This is a genomic window from Paenibacillus nicotianae (genome assembly GCF_042681745.1).
Classification (GTDB): Bacteria; Bacillota; Bacilli; order Paenibacillales; family Paenibacillaceae; genus Saccharibacillus; species Saccharibacillus nicotianae.
Map to the genome: position 1 here is coordinate 166,503 of NZ_JBHUGF010000009.1, position 13,234 is coordinate 179,736.

Annotated in this window: 17 protein-coding genes; 12 read left to right on the top strand and 5 right to left on the bottom strand. The window is 38.9% G+C overall.

Features of this window, described 5'->3' with window-relative positions; genetic code table 11:
- Positions 1-90 precede the first annotated feature (90 nt).
- The 5 genes from ACFSGI_RS03885 (at position 91) to ACFSGI_RS03905 (ending at position 3,406) form a co-directional block, all read left to right on the top strand.
- Positions 91-288, top strand: coding sequence for a hypothetical protein (locus tag ACFSGI_RS03885; protein WP_204826811.1), 198 nt, complete (start codon positions 91-93; stop codon positions 286-288).
- 12 nt (positions 289-300) lie between these two features.
- Positions 301-939 (top strand): TraX family protein, encoded by a 639-nt coding sequence (locus ACFSGI_RS03890; RefSeq protein ID WP_379282482.1) that lies wholly within the window; start codon positions 301-303, stop codon positions 937-939.
- Positions 940-1,088: 149 nt separating this feature from the next.
- The gene (locus tag ACFSGI_RS03895; RefSeq protein ID WP_204826813.1) at positions 1,089-1,316 is read left to right on the top strand and encodes a hypothetical protein; all 228 of its coding nucleotides are present in this window, start codon (positions 1,089-1,091) and stop codon (positions 1,314-1,316) included.
- A gap of 378 nt (positions 1,317-1,694) precedes the next feature.
- Complete coding sequence (locus ACFSGI_RS03900) at positions 1,695-2,294, top strand: hypothetical protein (RefSeq protein WP_204826814.1); 600 nt, start codon at positions 1,695-1,697, stop codon at positions 2,292-2,294.
- Between the two features lie 290 nt (positions 2,295-2,584).
- Positions 2,585-3,406: a hypothetical protein gene (locus ACFSGI_RS03905; RefSeq protein WP_204826815.1), complete on the top strand. Its 822-nt coding sequence runs from the start codon at positions 2,585-2,587 to the stop codon at positions 3,404-3,406.
- A 73-nt stretch (positions 3,407-3,479) separates the two neighbouring features.
- Here ACFSGI_RS03905 and ACFSGI_RS03910 read toward each other — a convergent pair whose 3' ends face one another.
- Positions 3,480-4,253, bottom strand: a complete 774-nt coding sequence (locus tag ACFSGI_RS03910; protein WP_204826816.1) for a hypothetical protein — start codon at positions 4,251-4,253, stop codon at positions 3,480-3,482.
- Positions 4,254-4,450: 197 nt separating this feature from the next.
- Positions 4,451-5,698, bottom strand: a complete 1,248-nt coding sequence (locus ACFSGI_RS03915; protein WP_204826817.1) for an acyl-CoA dehydrogenase family protein — start codon at positions 5,696-5,698, stop codon at positions 4,451-4,453.
- A 133-nt stretch (positions 5,699-5,831) separates the two neighbouring features.
- On the opposite strand from ACFSGI_RS03915, the gene ACFSGI_RS03920 reads away from it, so the two are divergent.
- The 3 genes from ACFSGI_RS03920 to ACFSGI_RS03930 all read left to right on the top strand — a co-directional run bounded on the left by ACFSGI_RS03920 (position 5,832) and on the right by ACFSGI_RS03930 (position 7,068).
- Positions 5,832-6,377: a TetR/AcrR family transcriptional regulator gene (locus tag ACFSGI_RS03920; RefSeq protein ID WP_204826818.1), complete on the top strand. Its 546-nt coding sequence runs from the start codon at positions 5,832-5,834 to the stop codon at positions 6,375-6,377.
- A gap of 93 nt (positions 6,378-6,470) precedes the next feature.
- The gene (locus tag ACFSGI_RS03925) at positions 6,471-6,851 is read left to right on the top strand and encodes a cupin domain-containing protein (RefSeq protein WP_204826819.1); all 381 of its coding nucleotides are present in this window, start codon (positions 6,471-6,473) and stop codon (positions 6,849-6,851) included.
- A gap of 34 nt (positions 6,852-6,885) precedes the next feature.
- Complete coding sequence (locus ACFSGI_RS03930; protein WP_204826820.1) at positions 6,886-7,068, top strand: hypothetical protein; 183 nt, start codon at positions 6,886-6,888, stop codon at positions 7,066-7,068.
- Between the two features lie 337 nt (positions 7,069-7,405).
- Here ACFSGI_RS03930 and ACFSGI_RS03935 read toward each other — a convergent pair whose 3' ends face one another.
- Complete coding sequence (locus tag ACFSGI_RS03935) at positions 7,406-7,768, bottom strand: HesB/IscA family protein (protein WP_204826821.1); 363 nt, start codon at positions 7,766-7,768, stop codon at positions 7,406-7,408.
- A gap of 456 nt (positions 7,769-8,224) precedes the next feature.
- Between ACFSGI_RS03935 and mqnE the strand changes: the two genes are divergently transcribed.
- The gene (mqnE, locus tag ACFSGI_RS03940) at positions 8,225-9,331 is read left to right on the top strand and encodes an aminofutalosine synthase MqnE (RefSeq protein ID WP_204826822.1); all 1,107 of its coding nucleotides are present in this window, start codon (positions 8,225-8,227) and stop codon (positions 9,329-9,331) included.
- A gap of 286 nt (positions 9,332-9,617) precedes the next feature.
- Positions 9,618-10,694: an NAD(P)/FAD-dependent oxidoreductase gene (locus ACFSGI_RS03945; RefSeq protein ID WP_204826823.1), complete on the top strand. Its 1,077-nt coding sequence runs from the start codon at positions 9,618-9,620 to the stop codon at positions 10,692-10,694.
- Between the two features lie 79 nt (positions 10,695-10,773).
- Here the strand turns inward: ACFSGI_RS03945 and ACFSGI_RS03950 are convergent, their stop codons facing one another.
- Positions 10,774-11,028: a YuzB family protein gene (locus ACFSGI_RS03950; protein ID WP_204826824.1), complete on the bottom strand. Its 255-nt coding sequence runs from the start codon at positions 11,026-11,028 to the stop codon at positions 10,774-10,776.
- A gap of 175 nt (positions 11,029-11,203) precedes the next feature.
- On the opposite strand from ACFSGI_RS03950, the gene ACFSGI_RS03955 reads away from it, so the two are divergent.
- The gene (locus tag ACFSGI_RS03955; RefSeq protein ID WP_069326216.1) at positions 11,204-11,449 is read left to right on the top strand and encodes a NifU family protein; all 246 of its coding nucleotides are present in this window, start codon (positions 11,204-11,206) and stop codon (positions 11,447-11,449) included.
- 168 nt (positions 11,450-11,617) lie between these two features.
- Here ACFSGI_RS03955 and ACFSGI_RS03960 read toward each other — a convergent pair whose 3' ends face one another.
- Positions 11,618-12,388, bottom strand: coding sequence for an SDR family oxidoreductase (locus tag ACFSGI_RS03960; protein ID WP_204826825.1), 771 nt, complete (start codon positions 12,386-12,388; stop codon positions 11,618-11,620).
- Positions 12,389-12,622: 234 nt separating this feature from the next.
- Between ACFSGI_RS03960 and ybaK the strand changes: the two genes are divergently transcribed.
- On the top strand, positions 12,623-13,132 hold the full coding sequence (gene ybaK / locus ACFSGI_RS03965) for a Cys-tRNA(Pro) deacylase (protein WP_204826826.1): 510 nt from the start codon (positions 12,623-12,625) through the stop codon (positions 13,130-13,132).
- Positions 13,133-13,234: the final 102 nt, after the last annotated feature.

Genomic DNA, 13,234 nt, shown 5'->3' on the forward strand with positions numbered 1-13,234 from the left:
TGCGAAATGTTCACCTTTTGCTTGGATTACACCCCTCAATATGTCGTATAGTAAACATAAGATTATTTAAAATTTGCAGGAGGTGCCCTAGTGAGCGTTGGTGTATTTATTTTTCTTCGTATTATTATCGTGCTTGTATTGTTAGCGATTGCAGGACTTGTGTTTGCATTAAGTCGCAAATTTTTTAAAGAAAGTCGTAAAGGTGCAGGAATCGGCTTTTCGGTATTTGGATTACTTATTATTTCATTAATTGTACAAACGATATTTAATTTTAGTCTGATGAAGTAACGAAAAGGAGGTATGCCTGTGCAATGGTTAGCTATGCTTACGATGCTAACCGATCATTTGGGGTATGCTTTCTTTCCAGATGAACGGTATTTGCGTGTTATTGGTAGAATCGCTTTTCCTATCTATTGTTATTTTCTCGTACTTGGTTATCAACGTACACGAAATGTACGCAAATATACGATTCGACTACTGATTATTGCAGCTTTATCCCAACTTCCTTTTATGTACGCTTTTGACACTTACAATTTAAATGTAGTCTGTACGTTATTTCTTTCCTTGCTTTTACTGATCGCAATTGATAAACTATCACTGAAATATTTTCCGGTTTCACTTCTTCTGATCCTTGCTGTAGGCTGGTTGGCAGATCAACTACATACGGATTATGGGATGTACGGCGTTTTGTTAGTATTGGTATTTCGTTATACGATCGGCTATTGGGTGATTGTTGCTCATTTGGCGCTTACTATTGTGTTTGTGCTGTTTGGAGGATTTTCAGATATACAAGTATTTAGTGTTCTGGCAACGACTCTGATTGCAATTCATCTGCAATTGTATCCAAAAGCACATTTTTATTCACCTCCACGCTGGATATGGCGTTCCTTTTATCCCGCGCATTTAGCGATTATTGCGATCATACGTTTGGCATTTTAACAAATATAAATCGGGAATATATGACTTCCCGATTTTTTTCTGTGTTTATACAAAAAACCATCGCCTTATCAGTACATCTTAGAGTATAATCGTTACCGGAAGTAATCTGTCGGGTATAGGCAGTTTTAAATATAGGAAGGGGAACCCCCATGAAATCGAACAAAAAACACACACTTACAGAAGATATGGACTTTTTTACCGCTGGACTGTCTGGCAGTCTGATTACAGTATGGCAGGAAGATCCTGCTGGCGTATATTGTGAAATTGGACGTGGTTATGTAGAAGCATATACGAATGAATCTGTTCGTGTTCGGAATCTGCAATCTGGAACCAAAAGCTTATATTCTCGTGAATCGACTATGTTTCAAACGGATTGATTATGATTTGAATGTATATGTAAAAGCCAGTTGTCTGCTTTTTCTTTGTGAAGAGGAAGCGAGTAACTGGCTTTTTTGTGTTCTTTTTTCATTGTGCTTCAAATAATTCATCACATGATTATATACCACGTCGACATCTCTACTTTTTATAAAGTAGGGATTTTTTTATTTCTCCTTCTATGTCATTTAGATTACTGCATTGATCTACTTAACTGGCTGTTAGCTATATCTTAATTATTGTTAAGAATTTGTTCAGTATTTCTAAAGTATATGTTCATAGGCAATTCATATTACGCATCTATACTACGTGAAGAGGCATAAGACCTCGACGGAATAGATTATACAAATGTGTTATTACCTTTAGGAGGAATATGATTTATGAAAACATTAAAAGTACTTTCTGGTGTCGCTCTTTCCGCAGCTTTGTTACTAGGTTCTGTCTCTACTTTGTCTACAGCTCATGCAGCGACAACGACCAAATCGACAACAACAGCAGCTAAAGATGCCAAAGCAATGAATAATGTTTTGATCGGTAAAATAAAATCGATTAGCGGTAGCAAAATTACGTTATACAAATCTTCTACTCAACCGGATATCCCTGCTGGTAAAGAAGGAACGACTGCTCCAGCAGCAGGAGAAGCTCCTCCTAGCGGGACAGCGCCTGCTGCTCCTCCTAGTGGCTCTGCTCCAACCACAGGAACAGGAACGACTCCACCCGCTCAATCTTTCAGTACAACGACAACCAGTGTCACTGTAAGCAGTGCTACCAGTATTGTCAGCGTAACACGTGCCGCTGGTAGTACCAAAGCAACCGAAACGAAAAAAACATTATCCAGTCTTAAAGCAGGCGATGTTATTTTTGTAACACTGGCTTCCGGTACAACCAAAGTGACCAAAATCGAAATCATGCCTGCTACCACAGCTCCAAAAGCAACCACAACCATCAAATCGACAGCAAAATCAACCACAACTAAATGAACGATGATACACAAATAATCATCTAATTCGTCATTTTTAAAATATTTTTCAAATCTTTTTCCCACAAAATGTAAAGCATCTCTTGTTGAAACAATAAGGCAGTGAACCGTTGAAGCTAGCGGTTTCCTGCCTTTTTCTTTTATTTACTCTTGTTTAGACAATGTTATAGTTATGCTAGGGTTTTAATGTTCTATTCATTTTTAGTTCACATTGAGTTCATAATCGCTCTCTATACTTCCGTTTAAGGACGTGCCTATTGAACAGTCCTTCAAATCAAAGGAGGTATATTCATGAAGACACTTAAAGTATTATCTAACGTAGCTTTCTCAGCAGCTCTTATTGCAGGTGCTGTAGCAGCTCCATCTGCATTTGCAGCATCTTCTTCAGATCAATCGAAATCTACATCTGTACAATCACAGCAACGCGCGGTGCTTGCAGATGCACCTGCATTACCGGATGGAACAACTCCAGTTCCTCCTACTGATCTTCCTACTCCACCTGCACCTGGTAAACATGGTGGCCCAGGATTGAAAGGTGAAAAAGCAGATGTTATCGGTCAAATTAAATCGATCAATGGTAACCAAATTACAATAACAGCTCCTGAAAAACCACCGTTACCTGCAAACGATCGTAAAGCAACTAATAAATCTGGGTCTACCTATACAAAATCATCTACAAAAGCAACAGTCAGCAAAGATACGTATAGCAAACCGCAAGGACCTTTGCCAGAAGGAACAAGTGTAACAATTAATGTCTATAGTGGCACAGATATTGTCAAAACGTCACACAGTCCAGAAAAAGGACATGTTGAAACGACTATTTCATTATCAGACCTTAATGTTGGCGATCATATCGCGGTAACACTTGCATCAGATACCAGTAAACAAGCAACTAAAATTGAAGTACATGAAGCTCCACAACCACCAGCAAATGGAGGAACGCCTCCTACACCACCTGCACCTAAAGACGGAAGCACTCCGCCAGCTCCACCAGTACCAGCAGATGGAAGTACTCCTCCTACACCACCGGCTCCACCTGTAGATGGAAGTACCCCACCTACGCCACCGGCAAATGCTTCTGCTCCAGTAGCGACAGAAGAATCTTCTTCATAAAATAACGATATTTATCTATAGATGAGTATAAAAAAAGAGTGAACACTTTTGTTCACTCTTTTTTGCTATATTATTAGCTATCTGTAGATGTGGTATCTGTTACTGAAGAGGTTGAACTAGAAGTATCACCTTTCATCTGACCACCTCTCATTCCACCTCCCATACCAGTACCAATCTGAATCTGGTCTGCTAACGAAGAATCGTCAGCGTTCAACCATACGTTAATAACATCATCTGCTTTCAGATCAGAAAGTGCTTTAGTTGTAGTCGTCATTTCATTATTTTCTATGGTCATTGCAGAGATCACTGTACTATCTGATACAGTAATCGTCACTGTTTCATCAGAAAACATATCTTTTCCGCCCATACCGCCTTGTTTAGACGAAGCAGCGTTGGTTGCACTATCATCGGTAGTACCTGATGTTCCAGACGTAACTGGAGCTTGTGAGCCTGCATTCGCTGGCACTTGCGCAGACTCTCCATCAGGCGTAGCTGGAGGAACTTGTCCACCATCTGCTGGAGAAGCACCCCCATCACCTGGTTGTCCTTGTGGTGGTGCACTCATGCCACCGCTGCCTCTACCTTTACCCATCTGAGAAGGATCTATCGTTGATTTGTATAACGTGATATTGTTGCCATCGATAGATTTGATTTTACCGATCAGATCAGCCGTTGCTTGTTCTGTGCCTTGTTGAGCGATATCTTGACCTTGTGTAGTAGCGTCAGTTGCAGAAGCATTTGCTGTATTTGTCGCCTGTGCTGTCGATGCGGTGTCACTATTTGTACTGCATCCCGCTAACATCGCGAGCGCCATCGTTGTTCCTAAAAGGAATGTCCATTTTTTCATCTCAATTGCCTCCTTGTGTGTAGCCTGTCATCCTATGATGTACTGGCTGTAAAGCTATTGTAAAAGAGGCATATGAACTCCTTGTGAATAGTTGTTAAAAAGATTTTAAGGTTTCTGTTATGTTAGTGACTTTTTTAATTAGAGCTACCCAAAACCATAGTGATCTTGTTCATCGTATATCTTCTGTCATGTTGTAATTACACTTTTAACATCGAGCGATAAGAAAGAGTTAGTATATTTTGCGGTTGCAATCCTAGCCATATGCGTCCATATAATTCTAGCCCTGTAGAAGCTGTAGTCAGTGCATGATTGGCTCCACCACGGATATCCCGATAGATTTGCGAAAGTGGATTAGCATCTGCAATCACACTACCCCCACTTTCGACCATCAACATATCTATACTTTCTGTGCACAACATAGCAGCATATCCGATATCGGTTTGAATTTGAGCAAATTCTTTTTCAGTAAATAATTGTTTGGTCTGGATATGATACTCAAGACTTTCGATAGAACGATTAATGTGTAAATGCGCTGATTCGATCTTCATAGCAGCAAGCCCTACTTTATACTGAATATGCCCTACTTCTGCTTGGATGCTGTGAGTCGTCATCGTTATTCCTTTACGCTTAGCTGTTTCAACAAAATAGTCCAGCCCTCCTCTAGCTAACCCTAGAATAGCGCTTATGCCGGTAGTAAGTGTTGTTATAATATTAGTATATGGTTTGTATTCGTAGAAACGTTCTAACCCTGCCGCCGGAGCATTTTGATGGTCTTCTATATTCGTATTCTGCTCCACAACATACACTTCAGGAATAAATACATTATTGATTTGTAGACTATTACTTGATGAACCTCTCAGACTCATAGTGTACCAGTCATCTACAATCGTAACTTCACTCATCGGTATTACTGCTAACAGCATGCTTGCATTTTCCTTAGACGACTGAGCATCTTTTAGATTGAGTAACGCGTGTGTAGCATGTTTGGAACCTGAACCAAATCCCCATAAACCATGTTCTACTACATATCCCCCTTCTACTTTTTGGACATTCACTTTACGTCCTTGCAATACCGAACAGAATCGAACTTCTTGCTCTTTTTCAAAAATCAAATCCAACACCTGAGGATGTAAAGATAAAGCGGCATTAAAATTATTACCGTTCACAATCTGTACTACCCAACCTGCTGAACCATTTCCTTTAGCTACTTCTGAAATAATTTCTACTAACGCGTGCATACTTACTTCATATCCACCATATTTGCGAGGAGTCGAAAGTCTGAATAACCCTGCCGCCGAAATCTGCTCGATCAGTTCTTCTGGAATATGTCGCTCTTCATCTATTTGCTGTCCATATTTTCGCAATAAAGGGAACAAGTCTGTTGCGCGTTGTAAAAGTTGCTCTTCTTCGTTCGTAAGTTGATATCTTGCATCTAAATTAGTCATATCTATCTCTCCTTATTTTCTACAGATGTATACTAATTGCTGTTTGTAGTTTAAATAGTATGATGTATAATTACTCACAACAAGAATCAAAACGCTGAATATGTAGAATAACAATACAGATTGGAGCTTTTGTATGGATAAAAAGAAAGAAGATCTTCGAGTCAAACGCACCCATAAATTGTTACAGCAAGCTTTATTAGAACTTATCGAAAAACAAAGCTTTGAAACGATTACAGTTAATCAAATTTGTGATCTAGCTATGGTTCATCGAACTACCTTTTATACTCATTACAATGATAAATTTCAATTGCTTTCGCATACATTAAGACAGATTGCAGAAGAAGAATTTAAAGTTGCTCATCATACACCTACAGAGATTTTTCAAGAATTACTAACCGTTACTACCAAGCATAAAAATTTATTTTCTCAACTGTTATCTGAAGAAAAAGATTCCTTACGCAATATTATTCGTCGTGATATGGGAGACGGCATTAAAGAATACGTTACTGCTCATTCTACACATATGAGCAAAATTGATATTGAAATTAAAGTAGAAGCTTATGTGGGCGCTATATTAGGGGTGCTTCATTGGTGGATAGATAACAGACTATCGATCGATCAAGAACAGTTGCACACCAAATTAAAATCAATCATGGATTGGGATTTTCTTAAAAATTAGAATAGTAAAGATTAATATGGTGCACAGGTTGAGGTATACTTAAATAGAAGAACGATTTGTTCTATACATATAATGCAGAATGGAGTGTTAAATATGTTACAACTACTGAACCCTACCAATATTGCAGAAGAGTTAGCTAAAATTACAGAACACTGGTCACCACGAGTGATTGGACAAGTGAATGATCAATATGTCAAAGTCGCTAAAGTCAAAGGTGAATTAGTCTGGCATAAGCACGATCATGAAGATGAATTATTTTTAGTCGTTTATGGCAAGCTTGTGATTCGCTTAGAAGACACTGAAGATGTTACGCTGGAAAAAGGGGAATTTTATATCGTGCCTAAAGGAGCAATGCATAATCCACTAGCAGAAGAAGAATGCGGATTGGTATTGATTGAATCGGTAAGCACCAAGCATACAGGTGATGTGGAGTCTCCATTAACCAAGTCGATCGAAGATCAACTGTCATCTTAATACCCATACTCAACCTATCAAGGAGCTGTTGTCTATGTGGAGCAAAGATGGAATTATTTCACTGATTGGAACGTTTTTATCGATTATTGGCAATATTATGATTATTTCTGAACATCCTTATGGCAGAACCGTATTAATTGTGAGTATTTATGTGATGATAGCAGGATTAATCTTCTTAATGATTCAGAAATACCGTAAACAAAAAGTGAATATTTAAATAACAAAAGCGAAGCCCGTTAAGATCAGGTTTCGCTTTTTTGATATTTTAAATTTTACAACCTGTTCAAACCAACCTTTTATTGAAAAAATAAAATATCACTTACTTTCCAAGCCAAGAAAAACATGCCTACTGCTGCCAAATACACCCCGCCCATAAATGCCCATGCGTGTTCATCTATTGTCGCCATGATCGTATCCTCCTTTTTGCAATTTCAATATAGGTTCAATTCTAATTACATGTATCTCTAAATCCTGTATACAAAAAAAAGACCCCGAAATACGTGAATGTACGCTTTCGAGATCTTTTTAATTTCATCGTTATTTACGAAAGGATCTTAATCTTCGCAAGGTTGAGCCAATACTTCGTCTTCTTCGCGTGTACGGAAACTTGATCCGCAACCGCAAGTTGCTACAGCATTTGGATTATGAATCGTAAATCCACCACTCATACCGGATTCTTCAAAATCCACTTCCAAACCGTTCAAGTATTTCAGGTCTTCTTTATCCACAACGACTTTCATATCTTGAATAGTCATATATATATCTTTATCCGTTTCTTCGCTATCAAAGCCCATAGCATAAGAGAATCCACTGCAACCGCCCGGGTTTACACCGATGCGTACGAATAGACCGGGTATGTCTTGATCTTCCATAATGCCTTTCATGCGTGAAGCTGCTGCATCACTAATTGTAATCAATGATATCCCCTCCTTTTCTTTTTCATTATACTCTTCTGTTCCACTGCACTCAAGGCTTATTCATTACGCAGAATCTTTCATTTTTTAAGTAATTGTATTGCCCGCGTTACATGAGAGGTTTATAATGGGTAAGTGAAGGATGACAGGAAATGTCGAAATTCTGTCAAAAACAAAACATCGTTACACCTTATGTGCCGTTGTAACTTTTTTCACATTAATTCTTCAAATCAGGTGACTATGTTATGTAATTTGTTGTATATTATATAGTATGCGTTCAAAGATGAAGTTATTTTGGCATTTTTATTGTTAGGATTCACAGCATATATGGTGTGCTTTTTTTAATTGCTATTATTCATTGACTCCTTATTGGTGTAAGACAATGACAAGAACGTCTTACAAGATTCGGACATCACAGAAGATAGACAGAAGTTTTAAGGAGAACAGGAGGAACCTAGCATGTCTACTATTATTACACCACAAACCGATACCCGTATGGCAGAAATTTTCCACAAAGTACGTACTGGTGAGCGTTTATCTATTGAAGATGGGGTATATCTATATGAGAGTGATGATATCCTTACCATCGGACAAATGGCGAATGAAGCGAACTTACGCAAAAATGGTAAAAAGGTTTATTTTATTGAAAATATGAGTCTATATTTTACCAATGTATGTGAAGCTCATTGCGCATTTTGTAACTTCCGTAAAGACGAAGGCGAAGAAGGTTCTTATACACTAAGTGGTCAGGAAATGGTTGATTATGTTCAACAACATTATCATCCTGGCGTTCGTGAATTCCATATTGTTGGGGGTCACAATAACAATGTACCTTTCCAATATTATGTTGATTCTCTTCAAGCGCTCAAAGAAGCTTTTCCAGAAGTAGTATTAAAAGCTTATACTGCGGCTGAAATTGATTTCTTTACACGTATCAGTGGATTGAATATCGAGCAAGTACTCACCAAATTACGTGAAGCAGGATTGCAATCGTTAACCGGTGGTGGCGCAGAAATTTTATCGGATGAATATCGTAAGAAAATGCGTGTCGATAAAGCAAACGTAGATCGTTATCTAGAAGTGCATCGTACTGCTCACAATATGGGTATGCGTACACACACAACGATGTTATACGGTTCGATTGAAAGCTATGAAGATCGTATTCGTCATATGGTGCAAATTCGTGAGTTGCAAGACGAAACGAATGGATTCCTTGTTTTTATTCCGTTGTCTATGCAACCGAAAAGCAAAAATGCAAGTATTATGCGTCGTAACTCGGCTTATGAAGATTTGAAAACAATCGCGATCAGCCGTCTGATGCTTGACAATATCGATCATATTAAAGCTTATTTCATCAATATTGGTACTCAATTAACACAAATGGCTTTAACTTTTGGTGCTTCCGATGCTCACGGTACCATTATCAAAGAACGTATCAGTCACGCAGCAGGTGCTTTGACTCCAGAAGGTTTAACTCGTAAAGAGTTGATCTGGCTGATCAAAGGTGCAGGACGTATTCCAGTAGAACGTGATACATTCTACAACGAAATTCAAGTATACGAATAGTCTTTACGTCTATTCAACATTTCATCATACCCCGGGCTTTACTTAATCATACAGTGGATACCTTTTGGATATCGTATCGCTGTATCTTAGAAGTAAAGCCCGTTTATACGCCTTAAAGCTGTCAATATGTGGCTTTTTGGGCAAAAAAGGCATCACCCGGCTCACCGCTCTGCCTTCTCTGCGCCGGATGACTTGCCTCTATGTTTATGATTTTTGAAATCATTATGACTATGGGGATCATGCGCGATTCTCATCTATTTATTATCTACCAGAAGGAGAAGATATCATGAAAAATTTAGTTATACTCGGTGCAGGTTATGGTGGGGTTACATTGGCCCACGAATTATTAGATCACAAGATTCCAGCAGACACACAAATTATTTTAGTAGATCGCATGCCTTTCCAGGGGCTGAAAACAGAATATTATGCGCTAGCAGCAGGTACTGCTTCTGATCTTGAATTGCGTGTAAAATTCCCAACACATGCCAAAATCACTACTCGTTATGGCGATGTAACAGGTATTAATTTAGAAGATAAAGTCATTTCTTTTGAAGATGGCGAACCATTGACTTACGATCAAATGGTGATCGCTTTAGGCTGTACCGATAATTTCCACGGTGTCCCTGGCGCTGCTGAATATACCAGTACAATTCAATCATTCACAGCTACTCGCGATACGTACTTAAAAATTAATAATTTGCCGCCACAAGCTACAGTGAATATTGTAGGCGGAGGATTAAGCGGAATAGAGATTGCAGCAGAGATTCGTGAAAGTCGTGAAGATCTAAATGTGCGTATTCTAGACCGTGGTGAGCGTCTATTGTCCTCTTCTCCTCCACGTTTATCTAAATATGTAGAAGAATGGTTCCGCGAGCATAATGTAGAAGTTCGCAACCATATCAATATCAGTCGTGTAGAAGGATCTTGCGTCTACAATGGTGAATCTGAGCGTATTCCTGCAGATGTAACGGTCTGGACAGCAGGTATTCGTCCTGTTCCATTGATCGATGAATTGAATGTCAATCAAGATAACTCTGGACGTGTGATTCTGGATGATTTGTATCGTATTCCAGGTCGTCCTGAAGTATTTGTATGCGGAGATTGTGCTTCTCTTCCTTTCGCAGCTAGTGCACAAGCGGCAGAAGCCCAAGCGGAGCAGATTGCGAATGTAATTGTAGCAGGTTGGAAAGGTGAACAACCAAAAGTACAACCACTCAAACTTAAAGGTACTTTGGGTGCTTTAGGTAAAAAATCAGGCTTCGGTACAGGATTTGGATTCGGTGGCAAAAGTTCAGTTACCGGTAAAGTGCCTCGTCTCCTGAAAAGTGGCGTGCTCTGGATGTCCAAACATCATTTCGGCTAGGATTACTTTTTCAGTTGTCCCTGCTTGATATAGATCGTTATGATTATGTTGTTGCTTGTTCCACAAAAAAAAGCTGATCTCAATCTAAATCGAGATCAGCCCAAGCATCAGCTTCATTAACCTTTTCTAAAATTAACGTATATAGTGTCTCTGCATCTTCCGATGCCACGATTTCTCCGTTCACTAAAGCATAAGGCATAGCATAACATTGACCACAATTGCCCAGACAACCGTATTCTATAATATCATAGTCAGGATCTGCTTCTAATTTCTTCATTACCTGATCTGTGCCGGTATGCATATTGCTCTGGCAAAACTCTATAATCGGTCTCATATGTGTATTCCTCCAATCGTTGTACCTTGAACATCATACACTAAAATGTGTCTGAATATGCACCTATATTGTCATTTTTAGAAAGAAATTTGAAATGAGTATAAAAATCATTGCGTAAATGCTGAAATTTTGGTGTATTTATACTATAATATAGTTACGAAAGGAGTTGAACAATATGAGTGAAAGTGTACAAGTAGAAATGTACGATGAAGTATTGGAAGTTCTGGACAAATTGCGTCCATTCTTGCAACGCGATGGCGGCGACGTTGAATTAGTAGACGTTGAGGATGGTATCGTTAAGCTTAAGTTGATGGGAGCTTGCGGTAGTTGCCCAAGTTCAACAATCACGCTTAAAGCTGGTATCGAGCGCGCCCTTTTCGAAGAAGTTGAAGGTGTGCAAGAGGTTGTCCAAGTATTCTAATTCAGACTTTTCTATACAGAGGTAATCATAGATTGCCTTCGTGGCATAACAAAAAGCGTCTTGTTTCCTTCGGGGAACAGGACGCTTTTTTTGTTGGTGACTGTTGTTTTTAATATCCAAGTTCAGATTATAGATGTACTCTACAGCCTAGATACGCTCGCTTTCAATCTATCCTTTAATATAAGGACGAATCGGATCAAGCCCACCCGAGATGTCCATAATATTGCCTGTAATAAAGTCAGAATCGGAATGACATAGGTAAGAAATCACGCGCGATATATCTTCTCCACTTCCGGGACGACCACGCGGCGTTTCATCATCACTCAGATCAAGCACATCAGCTATCCGCTTTTCTTTGTTGTCTCCCCGAATATCTCCAGGACAGATCATATTAATCGTAATCGCATTTTCCGCTTCTTCTACAGCCAACGTTTTGGTAAACGAAACCAATCCTACTTTGGCTGCCGCATAGACTGCACGCTGAGGCCAGGATCTGGATTCAGCCGCATGTCCAAATCCAAAATGAATAATGCGTCCCCATTTCTGCTGGCGCATATGAGGTAATACACGATGGTCTAATAACATCGCTCCAATAAGATTACCTTGCATCAAAGACATAATCTCTGCACGCTCATAATCAGCGAATAAACGGCGTTCCCGGATAAAAGGGCCTGCATTATTTACAAGAATATCAATACCGCCTAGTTGCTGTTCTACCTCGTCTACAAGCCGGTCTATATCTTCTTCAATAGAAATATCTGCTTGTACAGCGATACAACGTACCCCCATATTTTCAATACGAGATTGTAGACGTACAGCCTCTTCATGACTATTCATATAATTTAGAGCAATATCACAGCCTTGACTCGCTAGCGTAAGCGCCGTCATTTTTCCTAATCCTTTGGCACTGCCTGTAATCAGGGCAATTTTCCGATCCAAAAAAGTTCCTCCTCTAAACAATGCTATCGCATATCTTCTACTTATATTTCACTTCTATCCTATAATACGTTTGTATTGTCACTTTTGGATGATACTTATTCTTATCTAGTGTACAGACCTTGACCTATAGATGTCAAAAGGATCATCAAACAACACCGCAACTAGGAATACGAACAGCAAAAAGATAGTTTATAATAGATATATTACGCTGTTTGGTAGAAGGAGGTATATTCGATGAATACTAGCAAAACCAATGCGATGCGCATTTTAGACAAAGCCAATATTTCATATGAGATTATCGAATACGACAATAAAGATGGCAAAATTCATGGTAACGCCGTTGCCGCTAAAATTAATAAACCACCTGAAATGGTATTCAAAACATTAGTGATCCAAAGTAAAGATAACTTATTTATTTTTGTGATTCCAGTAGGCGCCGAATTAGATCTTAAAAAAGCAGCCAAAGCAGCGGGAGAAAAGAAACTAGATATGCTACCTGTAAATGAATTGCAGAAATGGACAGGTTATATTCGAGGAGGCTGTTCTCCTATCGGCATGAAGAAATTGTATCCTACTTTTATCGATGAAGAAGCGATGATCCTTGAAACGATGATTGTCAGCGCAGGCAAAATAGGGATGCAAGTAGAACTTGCTCCACAGGATCTTATAGAGGTGACTCGTGCTATACATACACCTCTCGTTCATGATGTTATCATTGGAGAAAATCGTGCCAATACAATATAAAACTATGAATTTTTAATAATGCCGAATAAAAAGTAAACACCTAAAAAGGGCATGACTTATAAAAAAGTCATGCCCTCTTGAAATAAATTCAGTAATTACGTT

What these genes read in the sequence shown, in the direction of transcription:
- ybaK (WP_204826826.1), top strand. Translation starts at nt 12,623, where the DNA reads ATGAATACTAGCAAAACCAATGCGATGCGCATTTTAGACAAAGCCAAT.
- ACFSGI_RS03920 (WP_204826818.1), top strand. Translation starts at nt 5,832, where the DNA reads ATGGATAAAAAGAAAGAAGATCTTCGAGTCAAACGCACCCATAAATTG.
- ACFSGI_RS03910 (WP_204826816.1), bottom strand. Translation starts at nt 4,253, where the DNA reads ATGAAAAAATGGACATTCCTTTTAGGAACAACGATGGCGCTCGCGATG.
- mqnE (WP_204826822.1), top strand. Translation starts at nt 8,225, where the DNA reads ATGTCTACTATTATTACACCACAAACCGATACCCGTATGGCAGAAATT.
- ACFSGI_RS03950 (WP_204826824.1), bottom strand. Translation starts at nt 11,028, where the DNA reads ATGAGACCGATTATAGAGTTTTGCCAGAGCAATATGCATACCGGCACA.
- ACFSGI_RS03895 (WP_204826813.1), top strand. Translation starts at nt 1,089, where the DNA reads ATGAAATCGAACAAAAAACACACACTTACAGAAGATATGGACTTTTTT.
- ACFSGI_RS03905 (WP_204826815.1), top strand. Translation starts at nt 2,585, where the DNA reads ATGAAGACACTTAAAGTATTATCTAACGTAGCTTTCTCAGCAGCTCTT.
- ACFSGI_RS03925 (WP_204826819.1), top strand. Translation starts at nt 6,471, where the DNA reads ATGTTACAACTACTGAACCCTACCAATATTGCAGAAGAGTTAGCTAAA.
- ACFSGI_RS03945 (WP_204826823.1), top strand. Translation starts at nt 9,618, where the DNA reads ATGAAAAATTTAGTTATACTCGGTGCAGGTTATGGTGGGGTTACATTG.
- ACFSGI_RS03900 (WP_204826814.1), top strand. Translation starts at nt 1,695, where the DNA reads ATGAAAACATTAAAAGTACTTTCTGGTGTCGCTCTTTCCGCAGCTTTG.
- ACFSGI_RS03915 (WP_204826817.1), bottom strand. Translation starts at nt 5,698, where the DNA reads ATGACTAATTTAGATGCAAGATATCAACTTACGAACGAAGAAGAGCAA.
- ACFSGI_RS03955 (WP_069326216.1), top strand. Translation starts at nt 11,204, where the DNA reads ATGAGTGAAAGTGTACAAGTAGAAATGTACGATGAAGTATTGGAAGTT.
- ACFSGI_RS03930 (WP_204826820.1), top strand. Translation starts at nt 6,886, where the DNA reads ATGTGGAGCAAAGATGGAATTATTTCACTGATTGGAACGTTTTTATCG.
- ACFSGI_RS03890 (WP_379282482.1), top strand. Translation starts at nt 301, where the DNA reads ATGCCTGTGCAATGGTTAGCTATGCTTACGATGCTAACCGATCATTTG.